23 protein-coding genes are annotated in these 20,578 nt (G+C 44.0%); 22 read left to right on the top strand and 1 reads right to left on the bottom strand.

All coding sequences use genetic code 11. The features are described 5' to 3' along the window. Positions 1 to 212 precede the first annotated feature (212 nt). The 17 genes from trpE to ypjB all read left to right on the top strand — a co-directional run bounded on the left by trpE (position 213) and on the right by ypjB (position 16,107). Positions 213 to 1,760 (top strand): anthranilate synthase component I, encoded by a 1,548-nt coding sequence (gene trpE / locus M1D69_RS09510; RefSeq protein WP_458103918.1) that lies wholly within the window; start codon positions 213 to 215, stop codon positions 1,758 to 1,760. Continuing rightward, positions 1,732 to 2,748, top strand: a complete 1,017-nt coding sequence (gene trpD, locus M1D69_RS09515) for an anthranilate phosphoribosyltransferase (protein ID WP_458103917.1) — start codon at positions 1,732 to 1,734, stop codon at positions 2,746 to 2,748. Before trpE ends, trpD begins: the two co-directional genes overlap by 29 nt. Beyond that, a complete protein-coding gene (trpC, locus tag M1D69_RS09520) occupies positions 2,741 to 3,493 on the top strand; it encodes an indole-3-glycerol phosphate synthase TrpC (RefSeq protein WP_458103916.1) in 753 nt (250 codons plus the stop codon). Before trpD ends, trpC begins: the two co-directional genes overlap by 8 nt. Positions 3,494 to 3,497: 4 nt before the next feature. Further along, complete coding sequence (locus tag M1D69_RS09525) at positions 3,498 to 4,151, top strand: phosphoribosylanthranilate isomerase (protein WP_458103915.1); 654 nt, start codon at positions 3,498 to 3,500, stop codon at positions 4,149 to 4,151. Beyond that, a complete protein-coding gene (trpB, locus tag M1D69_RS09530; RefSeq protein ID WP_458103914.1) occupies positions 4,132 to 5,334 on the top strand; it encodes a tryptophan synthase subunit beta in 1,203 nt (400 codons plus the stop codon). The genes M1D69_RS09525 and trpB overlap by 20 nt, the downstream gene beginning before the upstream one ends. After that, on the top strand, positions 5,327 to 6,130 hold the full coding sequence (gene trpA, locus M1D69_RS09535) for a tryptophan synthase subunit alpha (protein ID WP_458103913.1): 804 nt from the start codon (positions 5,327 to 5,329) through the stop codon (positions 6,128 to 6,130). Before trpB ends, trpA begins: the two co-directional genes overlap by 8 nt. Positions 6,131 to 6,141: 11 nt before the next feature. Continuing rightward, entirely contained in the window at positions 6,142 to 7,224 is a 1,083-nt protein-coding gene (hisC, locus tag M1D69_RS09540) for a histidinol-phosphate transaminase (protein WP_458103912.1), read from the top strand. Positions 7,225 to 7,271: 47 nt separating this feature from the next. Further along, positions 7,272 to 8,387: a prephenate dehydrogenase gene (locus tag M1D69_RS09545; RefSeq protein ID WP_458103911.1), complete on the top strand. Its 1,116-nt coding sequence runs from the start codon at positions 7,272 to 7,274 to the stop codon at positions 8,385 to 8,387. Positions 8,388 to 8,398: 11 nt separating this feature from the next. Continuing rightward, the gene (gene aroA, locus M1D69_RS09550; protein WP_458103910.1) at positions 8,399 to 9,685 is read left to right on the top strand and encodes a 3-phosphoshikimate 1-carboxyvinyltransferase; all 1,287 of its coding nucleotides are present in this window, start codon (positions 8,399 to 8,401) and stop codon (positions 9,683 to 9,685) included. A gap of 348 nt (positions 9,686 to 10,033) precedes the next feature. Beyond that, positions 10,034 to 11,305 (top strand): tetratricopeptide repeat protein, encoded by a 1,272-nt coding sequence (locus tag M1D69_RS09555; protein WP_458103909.1) that lies wholly within the window; start codon positions 10,034 to 10,036, stop codon positions 11,303 to 11,305. A 69-nt stretch (positions 11,306 to 11,374) separates the two neighbouring features. Continuing rightward, on the top strand, positions 11,375 to 11,914 hold the full coding sequence (locus M1D69_RS09560; RefSeq protein WP_003225551.1) for a ReoY family proteolytic degradation factor: 540 nt from the start codon (positions 11,375 to 11,377) through the stop codon (positions 11,912 to 11,914). A gap of 58 nt (positions 11,915 to 11,972) precedes the next feature. Then, on the top strand, positions 11,973 to 12,419 hold the full coding sequence (locus tag M1D69_RS09565) for a YpiF family protein (protein WP_101860372.1): 447 nt from the start codon (positions 11,973 to 11,975) through the stop codon (positions 12,417 to 12,419). A 141-nt stretch (positions 12,420 to 12,560) separates the two neighbouring features. Next, positions 12,561 to 13,064: a ubiquinol-cytochrome c reductase iron-sulfur subunit gene (locus tag M1D69_RS09570; RefSeq protein ID WP_010334725.1), complete on the top strand. Its 504-nt coding sequence runs from the start codon at positions 12,561 to 12,563 to the stop codon at positions 13,062 to 13,064. 1 nt (position 13,065) lies between these two features. Next, positions 13,066 to 13,740 carry a menaquinol-cytochrome c reductase cytochrome b subunit gene (qcrB, locus tag M1D69_RS09575; RefSeq protein WP_003225560.1) on the top strand — a complete coding sequence of 225 codons (675 nt, stop codon included), beginning with the start codon at positions 13,066 to 13,068 and terminating at the stop codon, positions 13,738 to 13,740. Between the two features lie 32 nt (positions 13,741 to 13,772). Then, entirely contained in the window at positions 13,773 to 14,540 is a 768-nt protein-coding gene (locus M1D69_RS09580) for a menaquinol-cytochrome c reductase cytochrome b/c subunit (RefSeq protein ID WP_010334724.1), read from the top strand. Positions 14,541 to 14,650: 110 nt separating this feature from the next. Next, entirely contained in the window at positions 14,651 to 15,244 is a 594-nt protein-coding gene (gene lhaT, locus M1D69_RS09585) for a lipoprotein heptaprenylglyceryl N-acetyltransferase LhaT (protein WP_458103908.1), read from the top strand. Between the two features lie 68 nt (positions 15,245 to 15,312). Continuing rightward, entirely contained in the window at positions 15,313 to 16,107 is a 795-nt protein-coding gene (gene ypjB / locus M1D69_RS09590; RefSeq protein ID WP_458103907.1) for a sporulation protein YpjB, read from the top strand. A gap of 43 nt (positions 16,108 to 16,150) precedes the next feature. Here the strand turns inward: ypjB and M1D69_RS09595 are convergent, their stop codons facing one another. Continuing rightward, entirely contained in the window at positions 16,151 to 17,023 is an 873-nt protein-coding gene (locus M1D69_RS09595; RefSeq protein ID WP_458103906.1) for a YitT family protein, read from the bottom strand. A gap of 139 nt (positions 17,024 to 17,162) precedes the next feature. Here M1D69_RS09595 and M1D69_RS09600 point away from each other — a divergent pair, with 139 nt between their 5' ends. Genes M1D69_RS09600 through bshA form a run of 5 tightly spaced genes read left to right on the top strand, consistent with a single transcriptional unit; the run spans position 17,163 to position 20,575 of the window. Further along, the gene (locus M1D69_RS09600; RefSeq protein WP_004398044.1) at positions 17,163 to 17,498 is read left to right on the top strand and encodes a nucleotide pyrophosphohydrolase; all 336 of its coding nucleotides are present in this window, start codon (positions 17,163 to 17,165) and stop codon (positions 17,496 to 17,498) included. An 11-nt stretch (positions 17,499 to 17,509) separates the two neighbouring features. After that, the gene (dapB, locus tag M1D69_RS09605) at positions 17,510 to 18,313 is read left to right on the top strand and encodes a 4-hydroxy-tetrahydrodipicolinate reductase (protein ID WP_458103905.1); all 804 of its coding nucleotides are present in this window, start codon (positions 17,510 to 17,512) and stop codon (positions 18,311 to 18,313) included. A gap of 15 nt (positions 18,314 to 18,328) precedes the next feature. Then, positions 18,329 to 18,742 (top strand): methylglyoxal synthase, encoded by a 414-nt coding sequence (gene mgsA / locus M1D69_RS09610; RefSeq protein ID WP_044155160.1) that lies wholly within the window; start codon positions 18,329 to 18,331, stop codon positions 18,740 to 18,742. Further along, positions 18,735 to 19,445, top strand: coding sequence for a bacillithiol biosynthesis deacetylase BshB1 (gene bshB1, locus M1D69_RS09615; protein WP_458103904.1), 711 nt, complete (start codon positions 18,735 to 18,737; stop codon positions 19,443 to 19,445). The genes mgsA and bshB1 overlap by 8 nt, the downstream gene beginning before the upstream one ends. After that, positions 19,442 to 20,575 (top strand): N-acetyl-alpha-D-glucosaminyl L-malate synthase BshA, encoded by a 1,134-nt coding sequence (gene bshA / locus M1D69_RS09620; RefSeq protein ID WP_024121846.1) that lies wholly within the window; start codon positions 19,442 to 19,444, stop codon positions 20,573 to 20,575. The genes bshB1 and bshA overlap by 4 nt, the downstream gene beginning before the upstream one ends. The last annotated feature ends 3 nt before the right edge of the window (positions 20,576 to 20,578 follow it).

The raw sequence follows: 20,578 nt of genomic DNA on the forward strand, positions 1-20,578 counted from the left end.
TAGAACAGCTTAGAAATACACAAGAGTGTGTATAAAGCTTAGTGAATGAGTTGAGTTAGAGAATAGGGTAGCAGAGAATGAGTGTAGTTGAGCTGAGACATGTATGTTTATTCTACCCAAAAGAAGCCTTTCTTTTGGGTTTATTTTGTTATATCTTGATTTTCCCTCTCATGCCTTCTTCTCATTCTCCTTGCCAAAAGGAGTGAGAGCAGATGAATTTCCAATCAAACATTTCTGCATTTTTAGAGGACAGTATGTCCTACCGCACCATACCGATTGTGGAGACATTCACAGTTGACACACTGACACCTATCCAAATGATCGAGCAGCTGGACAGGAAGATCACTTACCTTCTTGAAAGCAAGGATGACACATCAACTTGGTCCAGGTATTCGTTCATCGGCCTTCAGCCATTTCTCACGATCAAAGAACAGCAAAATGATTTTACTGCTCAAGATGAGAATGACCGATCCCTTTACAATGGAAAAGAATTAAAAGAGGTTCTGGATTGGATGAATGCAGCATACAAAATCAAAACGCCAGAGCTTGCCATTCCCTTTGTAGGCGGAGCTGTCGGGTATTTAAGCTATGATATGATCCCGATGATTGAACCTTCTGTTCCCCGCCACAAAAAGGAAACGGAATTTGAAAAGTGTATGCTGTTTGTTTGCAGCACATTAATTGCTTATGACCATGAAACAAAAAACGTCCACTTTATTCAGTATGCTAGATTGAATGGACAAGAAACTGAAGCTGAAAAAATTGCTGTGTTCAATAAAAATCACCAAGAGCTCCAAGGCCTCATTGATAAGTTGATGGATCAAAAAAACATAAAAGAACTGTTTCTTTCATCTGAGTCATATAAGACACCTGGTTTCGATACAGTATCTTCAAATTACGAAAAATCAGCGTTTATGGCAGATGTAGAAAAGATCAAAGAATATATAAAAGCAGGCGACATCTTTCAAGGTGTCCTGTCACAAAAATTTGAGATTCCGATAACAGCAGATTCATTTGAATTGTACAGAGTGCTGCGAATCGTCAATCCTTCGCCGTATATGTATTATATAAAACTCCCGGACAGAGAGATTGTCGGCAGCTCTCCGGAACGGTTAATCCACGTTCAAGACGGGCATTTGGAAATCCATCCGATTGCCGGAACAAGAAAAAGAGGCGCAGACAAAGAGGAAGATGAAAAACTCAAAATTGAGCTGATGAAAGATGAAAAAGAAAAAGCGGAGCATTATATGCTCGTTGATCTAGCTCGAAACGATATCGGCAGAGTGGCTGAGTATGGATCGGTTGCTGTGCCGGAGTTCACAAAGATCGTCTCATTTTCACATGTTATGCACATCATTTCAGTCGTCACAGGGAGGTTGAAAGAGGGAGTTCACCCTGTTGATGCGCTAATGTCGGCTTTTCCTGCGGGAACTTTAACCGGGGCCCCAAAAATCCGCGCCATGCAGCTTTTAAATGAACTAGAGCCGACACCGAGAGAGACATACGGCGGCTGCATCGCCTACATCGGATTTGACGGGAATATCGACTCCTGTATTACGATTCGGACCATGAGCGTAAAAAACGGTGTTGCATCGATACAGGCTGGAGCAGGTATTGTTGCTGATTCTGTGCCGGAAGCCGAATATGAAGAAAGCTGCAACAAAGCGGGCGCACTGCTGAAAACCATTCATATTGCTGAAGACATGTTTCGTAGCAAGGGGGATGAAGCCGATGAACCAATTTCTGCAAACGTGCGTTGATGGAAAGACACTTACTGCCGTTGAAGCGGAAGCGCTTATGAATATGATGATGACAGCAGAAATGACTCCTTCTGAAATGGGCGGCATATTGTCAATCCTGGCTCATCGGGGCGAAACTGCAGAAGAGCTGGCGGGCTTTGTGAAGGCCATGCGGACACATGCCCTTACGGTAGACGGACTTCATGATGTTGTTGACACATGCGGTACAGGCGGTGACGGCATCTCTACCTTTAACATTTCAACGGCATCGGCAATCGTTGCTTCAGCAGCAGGAGCTAAAATTGCAAAGCACGGCAATCGCTCCGTATCTTCTAAAAGCGGAAGCGCAGATGTTCTAGAAGAGCTTGGGATACCAATCCAAACCACACCTGAAGAAGTCAAAATCAGCATTGAAACAAATAATATGGGATTTCTCTTTGCACCGCTTTATCATTCGTCCATGAAACATGTAGCGGGCACAAGAAAAGAGCTCGGATTTAGAACGATTTTTAATCTGCTCGGACCGCTCAGCAATCCTTTGCAGGCGAAGCGTCAGGTGATCGGTGTCTATTCTGCTGAAAAAGCGGGATTGATGGCAAGCGCACTTGAAATGTTCCAGCCGAAGCATGTACTATTCGCAGCAAGCCGTGACGGTTTAGATGAGCTTTCGGTTACATCACCGACCGATGTGATTGAAATAAAGGATGGAGAGCGCCGGGAATATACTGTTTCACCCGAAGACTTCGGCTTCAAAAATGGCAGACTTGAAGATATACAGGTGCAGTCACCGACAGAAAGCGCTCATCTGATTCAGAATATTTTTGAAAATAAAAGCAGCCAATCAGCTTTATATATTACAGCCTTTAATGCCGGCGCTGCGATATACACGGCGGGTATTGCCGAAACACTGAAAGAAGGAACGGAGCTTGCGTTAGAAACGATTGCAAGCGGAGGTGCCGCAGCGCAGCTCTATAGACTGAAACAGAAAGAGGGAGAGATCTATGCTTGAAAACATAATCAATCAAAAAAAAGAAGAAGTCAAAACTCTCACCCTGCCAGAAGAACAGCCTTTTGAAAAACGGTCTTTTAAAGAGGCGCTGGCTAACCCGAACCGTTTTATCGGATTGATTGCCGAAGTCAAAAAAGCGTCGCCGTCAAAAGGACTCATTAAAGAAGAGTTTGTTCCGGAGCAGATTGCAAAAGACTATGAAACTGCGCAGGCAGACGCGCTTTCTGTTTTAACTGACTTTCCGTTTTTCCAAGGGAAAAACAGTTATTTATCAGACGTAAAGCGTACTGTTTCGATTCCGGTGCTGAGAAAAGATTTTATTATTGATTCTATTCAAGTAGAGGAATCAAAGAGAATTGGAGCTGATGCCATATTGTTAATCGGAGAGGTACTTGATCCCGTACAGCTTCACGAGTTGTACCTCGAAGCTGGGGAAAAGGAAATGGACGTGTTAGTTGAGGTTCATGATCAAACGACGCTTGAACAAATAGTAAAGGTATTCACCCCTGATATTCTCGGTATTAATAATCGAAACTTAAAAACGTTTGAAACTTCGCTCGAACAGACGAAACAGATTGCATCCCTAGTTCCGAAAGAATGCTTGCTTGTCAGTGAAAGCGGCATTGGTTCTTTAGAACATTTAACATTTGTCAAAGAACATGGAGCACGAGCTGTTCTCATCGGAGAGTCATTGATGAGACAGCATTCACAGCAAAAAGCAATCCATGCTTTGTATGGGGAGTGAGGTTGTGAAAAAACCGTCATTAAAGTATTGCGGTATACGGTCACTGCAGGACCTGCGGCTTGCAGCGGATTCACAGGCAGATTATCTGGGTTTTATTTTTGCTGACAGTAAACGAAAAGTATCTCCTGCAGATGTGAAAAAGTGGCAGAGCCAAGTTCACACCGAAAAACAGATTGCAGGCGTTTTTGTGAATGAATCGCTGGAAACGATTGCCCGTATAGCAGGCGATTTGCAGCTTGACGTCATCCAGCTTCATGGTGATGAGACACCAAAGGATGCTGAAGTCCTCCGTCTGCTGACAAATTGTGAAATATGGAAGGCGCTCCATCATAACAGCACAGCAATTCAGGACTTGGACCGCTTTAACGGTTCTGTAGACGGTTTTGTGATTGATTCATCTGTAAAAGGGGCAAGAGGCGGGACTGGAGTGGCTTTTGCTTGGGAGTGTGTGCCTGAATATCAGCAGAAAGCTGAACAAACGGGGAAACGGTGTTTCATCGCAGGCGGTGTGAATGCCGACACAATCGCAGACTTATTGAAATGGAAACCGGGCGGAGTCGATCTTGCCAGCGGAATAGAAAAAAACGGACAAAAAGATGACAAACTGATTAGGCTCTTAGAAGAAAGGATGAACCGATATGTATCCATATCCGAATGAAATAGGCAGATACGGCGATTTTGGCGGGAAATTTGTTCCGGAAACTCTTATGCAGCCGTTAGAAGAAATTGAAACAGCATTTAAGGGAATAAAGGATGATCCTGTTTTTAGGGGAGAATATCATAAGCTGTTAGCTGAATATTCCGGCAGGCCGACCGCATTAACATATGCCGATCGAGTCACAGAACATTTAGGCGGCGCTAAAATTTATTTGAAAAGAGAAGATTTAAACCATACAGGTTCCCATAAAATCAACAATGCTTTAGGCCAGGCATTGCTTGCAAAAAAAATGGGCAAAACGAAAATCATTGCAGAAACAGGTGCCGGACAGCATGGAGTAGCCGCCGCCACAGTTGCTGCAAAGTTTGGTTTTTCCTGCATTGTATTTATGGGGGAAGAGGATGTCGCCCGCCAGTCTCTGAACGTATTCCGAATGAAGCTTCTTGGAGCAGAGGTTGTGCCGGTCACAAGCGGAAACGGGACACTGAAGGATGCGACAAATGAGGCTATCCGTTATTGGGTTCAGCATTGTGAGGATCATTTTTACATGATTGGATCGGTTGTCGGACCGCACCCTTACCCGCAAATTGTCCGGGAATTTCAAAAAATGATTGGAGAGGAAGCGAAGGATCAGCTGAAAGACATTGAGGGAACACTGCCGGATAAAGTCGTTGCCTGTGTAGGCGGCGGAAGTAATGCGATAGGCATGTTTCAGGCATTTTTAGACGAAGATGTTGAACTGATCGGTGCTGAAGCGGCAGGAAAAGGAATTGATACCCCGTTTCATGCCGCTACCATTACGAAGGGAACTGTCGGTGTGATTCACGGTTCGCTCACTTACCTCATTCAAGACCAGTACGGTCAAATTATTGAGCCTTATTCAATTTCAGCAGGACTTGACTATCCGGGAATTGGTCCGGAGCACGCCTATTTGCATAAAAGCGGCCGTGTCACATACGATAGCATAACTGACGAAGAAGCAGTAGACGCATTAAAACTATTGTCAGAAAAAGAAGGGATTTTACCAGCGATCGAATCTGCTCATGCATTAGCGAAGGCATTTAAAATCGCAAAAGAGATGGGGCGGGATCAAACTATCCTCGTCTGTTTATCAGGAAGAGGAGATAAGGATGTCAATACATTAATGAACGTATTGGAAGATGAGGTGAAAGCGCATGTTTAAAGCAGACCTGCAGCAGTCGGGAAAGTTGTTTATCCCGTTTATTACAGCGGGTGATCCGTTGCCGGAAGTATCAATCGAACTGGCTAAGTCTCTTCAAAAAGCGGGTGCCACGGCACTTGAGATTGGTGTAGCATATTCAGATCCGCTGGCAGACGGTCCGGTGATTCAGCGGGCTTCAAAACGGGCGCTTGAGAACGGGATGAATATTGTAAAAGCGATTGAATTAGGCGGAGAAATGAAAAAAAATGGCGTCAATATTCCCATTATCCTCTTTACGTATTATAATCCTGTGTTACAATTGAACAAAGAATACTTTTTCGCTTTACTGCGGGAAAATCATATAGACGGCCTGCTTGTTCCGGATCTGCCTTTAGAAGAGAGCGCCATCCTTCAAGCGGAATGCAAAACCCATGAGGTAACGTATATTTCTTTAGTTGCACCGACAAGCGAAAGCCGTTTGAAAATGATTATTGAACAAGCCGAGGGCTTTGTCTACTGTGTATCTTCGTTAGGTGTGACCGGTGTCCGAAATGAGTTCAATTCATCAGCTTATCCATTTATCCGGACAGTGAAGAATCTCAGTTCTGTGCCGGTTGCTGTAGGGTTTGGTATTTCCAGCCGCGAGCAGGTGGTCAAGATGAATGAAATCTGTGACGGTGTCGTAGTGGGAAGTGCGCTCGTCAAAAAGATGGAAGAATTAAAGGATCGGCTCATCAGCACTGAGACGAGAGATCGTGCAGTGCAGGAGTTTGAAGATTACGCGAAGACGTTTGGCGGTTTGTACAGTTTAAAATGAGGTGACTGGATTTGCGTATCAAAGAACATTTAAAACAACTGAAGCCTTATCAGCCGGGTAAACCGATTGAAGAAGTAAAAGCAGAATATGGCTTGGATAAAGTCGTGAAGCTTGCATCAAACGAAAATCCGTACGGCTGTTCGGAAGCTGCAAAAGAGGCGCTTCATCATGAAATTCAACAGCTTGCGCTTTATCCCGATGGATATAGCGCAGCTTTGCGGACAAGGCTCAGTGAGCACCTCAATGTGAGCGAAACATCACTGATTTTCGGCAATGGTTCAGATGAAATCATCCAAATTATATGCCGGGCTTTTTTAAACGACAAAACAAACACGATTGCAGCAGCACCGACTTTTCCGCAATATAAGCATAATGCGGTGATTGAAGGCGCTGAAGTTCGTGAAATTGCCCTTCGTTCTGACGGCTCTCATGATTTAGACGCGATGCTTGAAGCGATTGACGAACAGACTCAAGTCGTTTGGATTTGCAGCCCGAACAACCCGACTGGCACTTATACAGCTGAAGGAGAATTGACTTCATTTCTGAAGTGTGTTCCTTCTCGTGTCCTCGTTGTTCTTGATGAAGCATATTATGAATATGTAACAGCTGAGGATTACCCGGAAAGCATACCGCTTTTGAATACGTATTCCAATCTGATGATATTGCGCACGTTTTCAAAGGCATACGGTCTGGCGGCGCTTAGAGTCGGATACGGTATTGCTGACGAAAAATTGATCCGCCAGATAGAGCCGGCAAGAGAGCCGTTTAACACCAGCCGTCTTGGCCAGGCTGCAGCGATTGCAGCCCTTGACGATCAAGAATTTATCGCTTCTTGTATCGAGAAAAATCAAGCAGGCCTTCAGCAGTATTATGATTTTGCGGAAACACACGGATTAAAGTGCTACCCTTCACAGACAAACTTTGTTTTAATAGACTTTAACCGCCCGTCTGATGAGTTGTTTCAGGCATTGCTGCAAAAAGGTTATATTGTCCGATCAGGAAATGCATTAGGGTTCCCGACTTCACTCAGGATTACGATCGGCACGAAAGAGCAAAACGAGGAAATTCTCGCAACTTTAGCTGAAATTTTATAAGAGGTGATCAGTATCACCTCTTTAGTCTATGAACCAGGTGATGACGAATGAATCAAATCAAAGATACAATATTGCTCGCCGGTCTCGGATTGATAGGCGGTTCTATTGCGTTAGCCATCAAAAAAAAACATCCGGAAAAACGCATTATTGGGGTCGATATCTCAGATGAGCAGGTGGTGGCTGCCTTAAAATTAGGTGTGATAGACGAGAGTGCTGATTCGTTTATTGACGGCGCGAAAAAAGCTGAAACCGTTATTATCGCCACTCCTGTTGCGCAAACGCTGCTTATGCTTGAAGAACTGGCCCATTCAGAAATTAAGCATCCGCTTTTGATTACTGACGTAGGAAGCACAAAGCAAAAAGTGGTTCATTACGCCGATCAAGTGCTGCCTGCCGGCTACCAATTTGTCGGAGGGCATCCGATGGCGGGCTCGCATAAATCAGGAGTTGCCGCTGCAAAGGAATTTCTGTTTGAAAATGCGTTTTATATTTTAACCCCAGGCCGTAAAACGGACAGAGAAGCGGTCGATCAGTTAAAACATTTGCTGCAAGGGACGAATGCCCAATTTGTAGAAATGTCGCCTGAAGAGCATGATGGCGTAACAAGCGTGATCAGTCATTTTCCGCATATAGTTGCAGCCAGTCTTGTGCATCAGACCCATCACTCGGAAGAGCTTTATCCGCTTGTGAAGCGGTTTGCTGCCGGCGGTTTTCGGGATATTACCCGGATTGCATCAAGCAGTCCTGCAATGTGGCGTGATATTCTGTTACATAATAAAGATAAGATTTTAGATCGTTTTGATGAGTGGACTCGTGAGATTGAAACGATCCGGACATATGTAGAGCATGGAGATGCGGAAAAACTATTCAATTATTTTAAAACGGCAAAGGACTACCGTGACGGACTGCCTCTCCGCCAGAAGGGCGCAATACCGGCATTTTATGATTTATACGTAGACGTGCCGGATCATCCTGGTGTGATTTCCGAGATAACGGCTATACTTGCTGCGGAACGCATCAGTATAACGAATATCCGCATTATTGAAACGAGAGAAGATATTAACGGGATTTTAAGGATCAGTTTTCAATCCGATGATGACCGCAAACGGGCCGAGCAGTGCATAGAAGCCCACGCGGAATACGAAACTTTTTATGCTGATTGAGGTGGAAAACAATGAAAAGAGAAAAGGTGCAGGCGTTAAACGGCGAAATACATATTCCTGGTGATAAATCCATTTCTCACCGCTCTGTTATGTTTGGCGCGCTTGCGAAAGGCACAACAACTGTTAAAAATTTTCTGCCGGGAGCAGACTGTCTGAGCACCATCGATTGCTTTAGTAAGATGGGTGTTCAAATTGAGCGAAACGGCAGTGATGTAGTCATTCACGGGAAAGGGATGGATTCCCTGCGAGAACCAGAAAGTCTGTTAGACGTCGGTAATTCAGGAACAACGATTCGTCTGATGCTCGGAATTCTTGCGGGCCGCCCTTTTTACAGCGCGGTAGCTGGGGATGAAAGCATTGCGAAACGCCCAATGAAACGTGTAACAGAGCCTCTGAAACAAATGGGCGCTAAAATTGACGGCAGAGCGGGCGGAGAATTTACACCGCTGTCAGTAAGCGGCGGTACATTAAAAGGCATTGACTATGTATCACCTGTGGCCAGCGCTCAAATTAAATCGGCTGTTCTGCTTGCCGGGTTGCAGGCTGAGGGAACTACAACTGTCACCGAGCCTCATAAATCCAGAGATCATACTGAACGGATGCTGTCTGCTTTCGGAGTGAAACTGGCAGAGGACAAGACAAGTGTTTCCATAAAAGGCGGCCAGCAGCTTACGGCTGCAGATATTTTTGTTCCCGGAGATATTTCTTCAGCCGCATTTTTCCTTGCAGCTGGCGCAATGATTCCAAACAGCAGAATTGTACTGAAAAACGTGGGGTTAAATCCGACTCGGACAGGTGTCATCGATGTGCTTCAAAACATGGGGGCAAAGCTTGAAATCAAACCATCTGTTGACGAAAGCGCAGAGCCTTATGGAGATTTGATCATTGAAACGTCATCTCTTAAAGCGGTTGAAATTGGCGGAGATATGATTCCGCGTTTGATTGATGAGATTCCTATTATTGCGCTACTTGCGACTCAGGCGGAAGGAACAACAGTCATTAAGGATGCCGCAGAGCTTAAAGTGAAAGAAACGAACCGTATCGATACAGTTGTTTCAGAGCTTCGAAAGCTCGGTGCTGAGATTGAACCGACTGAAGACGGAATGAAGGTATACGGCAAACAAACTCTCAAAGGCGGCGCGAAAGTATCAAGTCATGGAGATCATCGGATCGGGATGATGCTAGGCATAGCTTCCTGTTTAACAGAGGAGCCGATTGAGATCGGACAGACAGACGCCATTCATGTGTCATATCCAAACTTTTTTGATCATTTAAATAAGCTTTCAAACAAATCCTGAAGTTTATGCTTCAGGATTTGTTGTGTGAGCGTTTATCAGTCATAAACCGAAGGGAAAAAACATAGCCTGTCTTATAGAGGAATATAAAAACACAAAAGAGGGAGGGGGGCTTTACTTACAAGTCGGCAGGTCAAGGGCTGCTTTACTGTAATAGAGGGCTATCTTCCTTTTTTTATTTGCTATCGCAGGATCTTTTGATAAACTAATAAGACTCAGAAATTCCTTGACGTACAGTGTAAGCATCTTATTTGCCGAGGGCTATCCTCTGAATTATGATAGGATTAACCCGAACAAATAAGACTTTTATGTATGATTGATGTTGTTAGGAAAAGAAAGGACCGGTCCGATTTGAATACATTAATTCAAGAAGCCATAAAATTAGTTGAAGCAGGAGAAACAGAAAAGGGACTCAACACCCTCTCGAAGGCCGAAAAACAGCTTCATGATGAAGATAAAGCTATCGCAGCACAGCTTTATTACGAGTGGGGAAATGTAGAGAAAGCGATCTCACTGATCAGTGATTTGCATGATTTATATCCGAATGAAACAGAACTGACGAATTTTTATGCTGAACTTTTAATAGATATTGACGAAGAAGAAAAAGCATTGGCTGTGCTGGAAACGATCCCGGAATCAGACCCATCATATCCGGAAAGCCTGCTGCTCATGGCTGATCTTTATCAGATGCAGGGGCTGTTCGAAGTAAGTGAGCAAAAGCTTTTACAGGCAAAGTCTATTCTTGAAAATGAACCAATCATTGATTTTGCGTTAGGCGAGCTTTACTTTATGCAAGGAGCCTATGCAAAAGCTGTTCAATATTTTAAAAGAACGGCTGGGGAGCAGAGTGAGATCGGAGGCGTTAATGTCCACCAAAGACTGGCGGAATCGCTAAGTGCATCAGGAGATTTTGAGGAGGCCATTCCGTGGTATGAAAAAGCTGTAGATGAGAATCCTGACCCTAATACAATTTTCGGCTATGGATTTACAGCCTCGCAGGCGGGACTGATCAAAACGGCTATTAAACAGCTGTCCGATTTAAAGGAGCTTGATCCATCCTATTCATCACTTTATATGCCGCTTTCAAAAAGCTATGAGGCTGAAGGGATGTATGAAGAGGCATTAAAAACGGCAAAAGAGGGTATCAGGTATGATGAATATAACAAAGAACTTTTCCTCTATGCCGCAAAGATGGCGTTGAAAATCGGAAAGTCAGAAGAAGGGAAAAAACTTCTTCAGGAAGCGCTTGCTCTTGATCCTGGCTTCGTCGAAGCACTCCATACTTTACTTGCTGTGTATCATAAGGAAGAGGATTATGAGCAAATTATTGATCTGATTCAAGAGGTGCGGGGCTACGGGGAAGAAGATCCGAAATATAATTGGTATCTGGCCAGCGCTTACACCGAATTAGAGCAGTACGAAGAAGCAAAACAATCCTTTGAAGCTGCTTTTCTTCACTATCGTGAGGACAGAGATTTCTTATACGAATACGCAACCTTTTTATTAGAAGAAGGCCTCCAACAAGAAGCGCTGCCGCTATTGAAAAAGGTACTCGAAATAGACGGAGCCAATGAAGAGCTGGAAGAAATAATCTTGCGGATCGAGGATGAATTTTCGAGATAAGCAGGAATTTTAACCGCTTATGTGGAACATATAAGTATAGATTATACGAACGATAGAGGAGGGAATTACATGCAGACCCCTGTTTCTGTCAATGAGAAAAAGGATTTTATCCGTTGGTTTTTAAACCATTATCAGCTAAAGCGCAGAGAGTGCGTATGGATCTTGAACTACTTAATGAGCCACGATTCTTTAATGGAAAAGGTTCATTTTGTAGAGCAGGCAGAATTTTGCCCGAGAGGCATTATAATGTCAACACATTGTGTTGAAGAAGTTCCGTTTCGGTTTTATAAAGAGAATGTCATGACAACCGACGCGGAAAAATCTTTTCATGATATTAGATTAAATAAACAGCAGGATTTGTTTATCCAGCTTAATTTCCGTTCAGCTTACAGTTCTCCTGAGTATGCGGCGGTGCTGGAGTCCAACCCTCACATTCCGAAAGATCTGTTTGAAAACAAAAAAGATCAGGGGCTGGCTGAACAAATCCTGGAGCACGCCATTTCTACATTCCAAAGAGAAAAATTATTAAAAGACATTGACGATGCGCTCGATCGTCACGATAAAGAAGCATTTGAACAATTATCGCGCCAATTGAATCAGCTCACATAACATGACCAGCCTTGCAGTGTAATGCAAGGCTCGTTGTCGTAAAAAGGGGAGAACGATGATGAGGTGGAAAATGCCTGATGCCAAGGACTATTTACAATCTAAAGATTACATTGATACCGCTGTCATACCATTAATTAACATAAAAATGGGGAGCCAATTAAAAATAGCAGCAGAAAGAGGCGAATTTACGCAGCTTCTAGCTGATGAATTGGAAAGGCAGTTAAAAGGACGGGTATATTTATTGCCGGCTTATACATATGTTGATAGAAATGAAAATACCGTTCAAGGGCTGAAAGATTTACAGGAGGAGGTCAAATCCGATTTTCAGCATGTTGTACTGCTGACAGCTGATGATCATTGGAGTTGCGAAGAGTCATTGGGGAAGATGATTGTTGCGCCTTCTGTTCCGTTAGAGCACTTAAATGACTCCATAAAAAGAAAAATATTAGATGAACGCACAGCTGAAATTTTGAACGTTTTGTTACAGTTATGGAACGCTTCATAAAAACACTTACATTTCCTCATAAACAATATTTTGGCTATATTGACCTTGCTGAGAGATTCATATATTATGAGGGTGTCTAGAGTTATGAAATATTTTCTATTTTAGTCAGTTTGCAGGGTTGACCTTGAGGGGGGAGAAGAGATGGGCGGAAGACATGATATATCGAGACGTCAATTTTTAAATTATACGCTTACAGGCGTAGGGGGGTTTATGGCGGCTAGTATGCTCATGCCTATGGTTCGCTTTGCACTCGACCCGGTATTAAAATCGACAGGAAAGCAGGACATGGTTCAGGTTGTCAGCGTAGATGAGCTGACAAAAGAGCCGCAGCGCTTTGATTTCAAAATTAATCAAGTCGATGCCTGGTATGAGTCGGAAGAATCGAGATCAGCTTGGGTTTTCAAAAATGGGGATGAGATTGTAGCACTTTCACCAATTTGTAAGCATTTGGGGTGTACGGTGAACTGGAACAGCGATCCTAAAAATCCGAATAAATTTTTCTGTCCTTGCCACTACGGACTCTATGAAAAAGACGGCACCAATGTCCCGGGCACGCCGCCGCTTGCGCCTCTTGATCATTACGAGCAAGAAGTTAAAGACGGCTTCCTGTATCTTGGAAAAGCAAAGCCTAAGGGGGAAGGGTGACATGCTGAACAAAATTTATGACTGGGTAGATGAACGGCTTGATATTACACCGATGTGGAGGGATATTGCCGATCACGAAGTGCCGGAACATGTGAATCCCGCCCATCATTTCTCTGCATTTGTGTACTGTTTTGGGGGACTGACGTTTTTTGTAACCGTTATCCAAGTGTTGTCTGGGATGTTTTTAACGATGTATTATGTGCCTGATATTAAAAATGCCTGGGAATCGGTATATTATTTGCAAAATGAAGTCGCATTCGGCCAGATTGTCAGGGGAATGCACCATTGGGGCGCCAGCTTGGTCATTGTGATGATGTTTTTACATACGCTGAGGGTCTTTTTTCAAGGGGCGTATAAAAAGCCGCGGGAACTGAACTGGATAGTCGGTGTGTTAATCTTTTTTGTCATGCTTGGGCTTGGGTTTACAGGCTACTTGCTTCCTTGGGATATGAAGGCTCTGTTTGCCACAAAAGTCGGGCTGCAGATCGCTGAAGCCACTCCTTTGATCGGGACGCAAGTCAAAACACTCCTGGCAGGGCATCCGGATATTGTAGGCGCCCAAACGCTGACTAGGTTTTTTGCGATCCATGTATTCTTTCTTCCTGCCGCCTTGTTTGGATTGATGGCCGCACACTTTATTATGATCCGCAAGCAGGGGATTTCAGGACCGCTTTAAACTTGATCTGCGAATAAAAGGGAGGGGATGACATGCACCGGGGCAAAGGGATGAAATTTGTAGGAGACTCAAGGATACCGGCTGAGAAAAAGCCGAACATACCGAAGGATTACTCAGAGTATCCCGGTAAAACAGAAGCCTTCTGGCCGAATTTCTTATTGAAGGAATGGATGGTCGGAGCTGTCTTTCTGATCGGTTTTCTTGTTTTGACGATTGTTCACCAGCCGCCTTTGGAGCGGATGGCGGACCCGACGGATACAGGTTATATTCCGCTGCCGGACTGGTATTTTCTTTTCTTATATCAGCTTTTGAAATATGAATATGCCGCTGGGAGCTTTACGGTGGTCGGCGCTATGATTATGCCGGGAATCGCCTTTGGCGCTCTGCTTTTGGCGCCATTTCTCGATAGGGGAACGGAAAGAAGGCCTTGGAAACGTCCCGTGGCTGTCGGGATGATGCTCTTGGCTATTTCCGCGGCTGTATTTTTGACCTGGCAGTCCGTAGCTACTCACGACTGGGCAAAAGCGGAGGAGCAGGGGAAAATCACAAAAGAAGCGGATATCGATACCAGTGCCGAAGGATATAAAATTTTTCAGGAGCAGGGCTGTATTTCATGTCACGGGGATAATCTTCAAGGCGGAGCGGCCGGGCCTTCATTGGTAGACACCGGGCTGAAGCCGGAAGAAATCAAAAAGATCGCTGTTGAAGGAAAAGGCCAAATGCCGGCAGGCGTGTTCAAAGGAAATGATAAGCAGCTTGAAGAACTTGCGAAATTCATTTCTGAAACAACGGCAAAATAACGTATTGTGAATTGCGAAACGGAAGGATATACTTTTATTATCAAAAGCTGACCAGGCGTCAGCTTTTTTATATGGACACATTATTTTTACAGACTGAGAGTTGATTTGATGTGAAATGGTTTCAATATGTATTAGGACAGCGAACGATGCTTATTCTTGTCTTAGCGATCAATTTTCTGGGAACGGTTTACGGATACTATTGGTACTTGCCTCAGCTTTTGGAGACGCCGGCCCGTTTCCTCATCTTTGTTCCAGACAGCCCGACAGCAACGTTTTTCTTTTTGTTTGTGCTGCTGGCCTTTCTCATGAAGCGGAACGCTCCGCTTTTTGAGGCGCTTGCGTTAGTGACGCTCGTAAAATATGGCTTGTGGGCCGTCGGAATGAATCTTCTCGTATTAGCTTTCACGGGTGATTTGCCATGGGAAGGCTATATGCTGATTGCCTCGCATTTTGCAATGGCTGTTCAGGGGGTGCTGTACAGCCCGTATTTTCGATTTTCATTATGGCACCTTGTTGTCGCTGCGGTCTGGACGCTTCATAATGATGTCATTGATTACCTGTTTGGGATGATGCCGCAATACTCCATGCTTTCTGAATATATGACTGACATAGGATACGGAACGTTTTGGCTGAGCATCTTTTCAATCGGACTTGCCTTCTATCTCGTCATTTCGAAAAAGCAAACAAAGCTTCAACTGACGTAAAGACAATCTTGGTCTATCCTTGTCCTTTCCTTCATATTCTGTAAGGAGAGAGAGTGGGAGGGACCTGCATGAAACGAAAGCTGACGATCTGTTTGTTGATTGCTCTTATTTTTTATAATGGGAATGCCAAGGCTGAAGAGCGGGGAAGCCTCAAGGAATTGAATGATTTATCCGATACGGTTTTTCAAATGACCCGCCAGTCGAAATATGAAGAGGCGCTACAAGTCTTATCTTATTTTGAAAAAACATTAAAAAACGCTGAAAAACAGAAGCAAGACAGCATGTTAACTGGAGCCCAAATTCGCCAAATTACTTTGGGCTATAACGATATGGTACGGAGTTTAAAACAAGCTGATGCATCAGACACACAAAAGCTCAGAGCAGCCGCACAGTTCAGAATGTTGATGGATGCTGTTGACAATCAGTCTGATCCCCTTTGGGGGTCACTGGAGAAGCCGATTATGGAGGTCTTTGCCGCACTCAAGCAGGATGTCCAAAAAAATGAAAGTACGAGCTTTCATGAAAAGTGGAACGAATTTATCAGCTTGTATGATTTGATTTATCCAAGTCTTACAATCGATATATCAGAAGATCAGCTTGATACAGTCGGAAAACATATTGAAGTGATTGAGCAAGAGGGGTTTCAGCAAATGACCGAGAGTACGAAGCTTGAACGGCTTTCCCTACTCCAGAACGATCTGAAGAGTGTATTTGACAGGGTGGAAGAGGATGATGCAGATCCGTCTTTGTTATGGGTGATGATTACTACAGGCGGTATCATCATTACAGCACTTACTTATGTCGGTTACAGAAAATACAGAGCGGAGAAAAAGAAACTAAAAAAGCGGGATTATCCAAAATGAGTAAGAGGGGCGGCGGCAGCCGCCTTTTGCCATCCAAAAAACATTAGCGCGGGAGCGGATTTTTATTTTCATCGAGTGTAAATCCTTCTCCAAGCACATCGTGGACATCGCTGACCGCGACAAAGGCATGAGGGTCAATGGAGTTAATCACACTTTTCAGCATGACCAGTTCATTTTTGGGCACTACACAATACAGCACGTCTAGATCCTCTTTCGTGTAGGATCCCTGTCCTTTCAAAATGGTAACGCCACGTTCCATTTCCTCAAGAATTTTCTTCTTAATTTGATCGTTTTTCGCAGAGATGATTGTTGCACCTTTAGCCGCGTATCCGCCTTCCTGAATAAAATCAATCAGTCTTGCCGCCACAAAAACGGCAACCAATGTGTACATTGCTTCTTTGTAAGAGAGATAGGTAAGCAATGATAAAATGATCACGCAAGCATCGAAAGCAAACATCGTTCGGCCCATTGGTATCCCAAAATACTTATTGACCAAACGGGCAATGATATCAACCCCGCCCGTCGTACCGCCGAACTTAAAAATAATGCCCAATCCGGCTCCAATGAATACGCCGGCAAATAAAGCGGCAAGCGCAAGGTCATGCTGAAGGGGCATATGTATTTCATATCGCTGAAAAATGCTGAGGAATAAAGACAGTGCCACAGTACCGACTAGGGTGTATACAAACATTGTTTTGCCCAGCAAACGCCAGCCGATAAAAAAGATCGGGATATTCAAAACCAGGTTTGAAATAGAAGGACTAATATGGAAAAGGGCATAAAGCAATAGTGTAATTCCTGTGAATCCACCCTCTGCCAGATTGTTTTGCATATTGAAATGAACCAGGCCAAATGAAAAAATGGCTGCACCGATTAAAATAAAAAATATGTTTTTTAATCTAATTTCTCCAAGCATCACACAAAACCCCTTTTCCTTCCATTAGGTAGCGTTTATATTATAGTGGATGCAAAAGAAAACAGCAAACGTGCTTAAACATTTGTCAAACGTATCCGAATTAGCTAACATGTAAGAGGATGATAGGAGGTTTCGTGCAGTGAGTGATAAAACAATGAAAGATATACAGGCTGAGGTGGACCGCTACATCGGCCAATTTAAAGAAGGGTATTTCAGCCCGCTTGCCATGATGGCAAGATTAACCGAAGAACTGGGCGAGCTTGCAAGAGAAGTCAATCATCGTTATGGAGAAAAACCAAAAAAAGCAACTGAAGATGATAAAAGCATGGAAGAGGAAATGGGCGATGTGCTGTTTGTGTTGGTTTGTTTAGCCAACTCACTTGATATTTCATTAGAGGAAGCCCACGACCGAGTCATGCATAAATTTAATACTAGAGATAAAGACCGCTGGACAAGAAAAGAAGAAGGAAAGTAGAGGAGATCAAGATGTCAAACGAAACAATTAAAGTAGTCATTGCAGGACCGCGGGGAAGAATGGGGCAAGAAGCTGTTAAATTGGCGGAAAAAACACCTCATTTTGACCTAGTCGGAGCAGTTGACCATACATACGATCAGCACAAATTATCTGATGTGATGTCTGTTGAGTCTGATGCTCTTATTTACACAGATATCCATGCCTGCTTTACAGAAACAAAACCAGATGTATTGATTGATTTAACTACACCCGAAATCGGGAAAGTACATACAAAAGTTGCATTAGAACACGGTGTCCGCCCTGTAGTGGGTACGACCGGTTTCTCTGATACTGATTTGAAAGAACTTACATCTCTGACAGAAGAAAAAGGGATCGGGGCTATCATCGCTCCAAATTTTGCATTGGGTGCGGTACTCATGATGAAATTCTCAAAAATGGCTGCCAATTACTTCGATGATGTTGAGATTATTGAGCTTCACCATGATCAGAAGCTTGACGCGCCAAGCGGAACGGCTCTCAAAACAGCTGAAATGATTTCCGAGGTTCGAAAGGAAAAACAGCAAGGACATCCAGATGAAAAAGAAATTCTCCCAAGAGCAAGAGGTGCGGAGCTAAACGGAATCCGTCTGCACAGTGTTCGTCTTCCAGGGTTGATCGCCCATCAGGAAGTGATGTTCGGCATGGACGGCCAAACGCTGCAGATCCGTCACGATTCTTATAACCGTGCTTCCTTCATGTCCGGTGTAAAACTGTCTGTAGAACAAGTCATGAAGATTGATCAGCTTGTCTACGGATTGGAAAATATCATTGATTAGACAGGGGGATAAATGATGAAAATTGCTTTGATCGCGCATGACAAGAAGAAACAGGATATGATCCAATTTACAACCGCTTATCAAGAGATTTTGAGTCATCATGATCTATATGCAACGGGAACAACGGGATTGAAAATTCAAGAGGCAACCGGCCTTCAAATTCAGCGTTTTCAATCCGGCCCTTTAGGCGGAGACCAGCAAATCGGCGCATTAATTGCCGCTAACGCACTTGACCTAGTTATCTTTTTGCGCGACCCGCTGACCGCACAGCCGCATGAACCGGATGTCTCGGCATTAATCCGTTTATGTGATGTTTATTCGATCCCGCTTGCCACCAATATGGGAACTGCAGAAATTCTTGTTCGCACACTTGATGAAGGCGTTTTTGAATTCCGAAATCTTCTTCGGGGAGAAGAACCTCATGTATAATGCTGACGTTCTTGCTTTTGGCGCCCATAGTGATGATGTCGAGATCGGTATGGGCGGCACAATAGCAAAGCTTGTCAAACAGGGAAAAAAAGCTGTGATATGCGATTTGACTGAAGCGGAGTTGTCTTCAAACGGAACAGTCAGTTTGCGAAAAGAAGAAGCGGCCGAAGCAGCCCGTATATTAGGTGTGGACAAAAGAATTCAGCTGACGCTCCCTGACCGCGGGCTGATGATGAGTGATGAGGCGATTCGGGCGATTGTCACAGTCATTAGAACCTGCCGGCCGAAAGCGGTGTTTATGCCATATAAAAAAGATCGTCATCCGGATCACGGCAATGCTGCCGAACTGGTAGAAGAAGCGATCTTTTCAGCAGGAATTCATAAATATAAAGATGAAAACAGCCTGCCTGCGCATAAAGTAAGTAAGGTCTATTATTATATGATAAATGGTTTTCATCAGCCTGATTTTGTTATTGATATCTCGGATACAATAGAGGATAAAAAGAAAAGCCTCAATGCCTACAAAAGCCAGTTTGTACCGTCACAGAATTCTGTTTCAACACCATTGACGAACGGTTATATCGAGATCATTGAAGCAAGAGAAAAGCTGTACGGCAAAGAAGCAGGTGTAGGCTACGCCGAGGGCTTCTTTTCCAATCGGATGCTGATGCTGGATCATGATGTGCTTGGGGGCGAACAATGAAAAAGTTAAAAATAGGCATTACATGCTATCCGAGCGTCGGCGGCTCAGGTATCATTGCGACAGAACTCGGGAAACAGCTTGCTGAAAAGGGTCATGAAATCCATTTTATAACATCGAGCATCCCGTTCAGACTAAATACATACCATCCTAATATTCACTTTCATGAAGTTGAAGTTAACCAATATGCCGTTTTTAAATATCCGCCGTATGATTTAACATTGGCAAGCAAAATCGCTGAGGTTGCAGAACGGGAGAATTTAGACATCATCCACGCTCACTACGCTCTGCCGCATGCGGTTTGCGCTTATCTCGCAAAGCAGATGCTGAAACGGAATATCGGCATCGTAACAACTTTGCATGGAACGGATATTACAGTATTAGGCTACGATCCATCCTTAAAAGATCTTATCCGTTTTGCGATAGAGGCTTCAGACAGGGTGACAGCGGTCTCATCAGCACTTGCTGCTGAAACGTACGATTTAATTAAGCCGGAGAAAAAAATAGAAACGATTTATAATTTCATAGATGAACGTGTATACCTTAAGAAAAACACAGCGGCCATTAAAGAGAAACACGGCATACTGCCGGATGAAAAAGTCGTGATCCATGTGTCCAACTTCAGAAAGGTCAAACGTGTGCAGGATGTCATCCAGGTGTTTCGCAATATAGCCGGCAAAACAAAAGCAAAACTGCTCTTAGTCGGAGACGGTCCTGAGAAATCAGTGGCCTGTGAGCTTGTCAGAAAATATGGGCTGGAAAAACAAGTGCTGATGCTTGGAAATCAAGATCGTGTCGAGGAGCTATACTCCATCAGTGATCTGAAGCTGCTGCTGTCTGAAAAAGAAAGTTTCGGCCTTGTCCTGCTTGAAGCGATGGCATGCGGAGTGCCTTGCATCGGAACGAATATTGGCGGTATCCCTGAAGTGATAAAAAACAATGTGAGCGGGTTTTTGGTGGATGTCGGCGATGTCGAAGCCGCTTCAGCTAAAGCGGTTCGCATTTTAGAAGACGAACAGCTGAGCAAGCGGTTTACCGAAGCGGCCATGGAAATGCTCAATAATGAATTTTCGTCACAAAAGATTGTCAGCCAGTATGAACAGATATATGCCGATTTAGCAGAACCGGAGTGATGA

It is taken from the genome of Bacillus sp. PK3-037 (genome assembly GCF_054161355.1).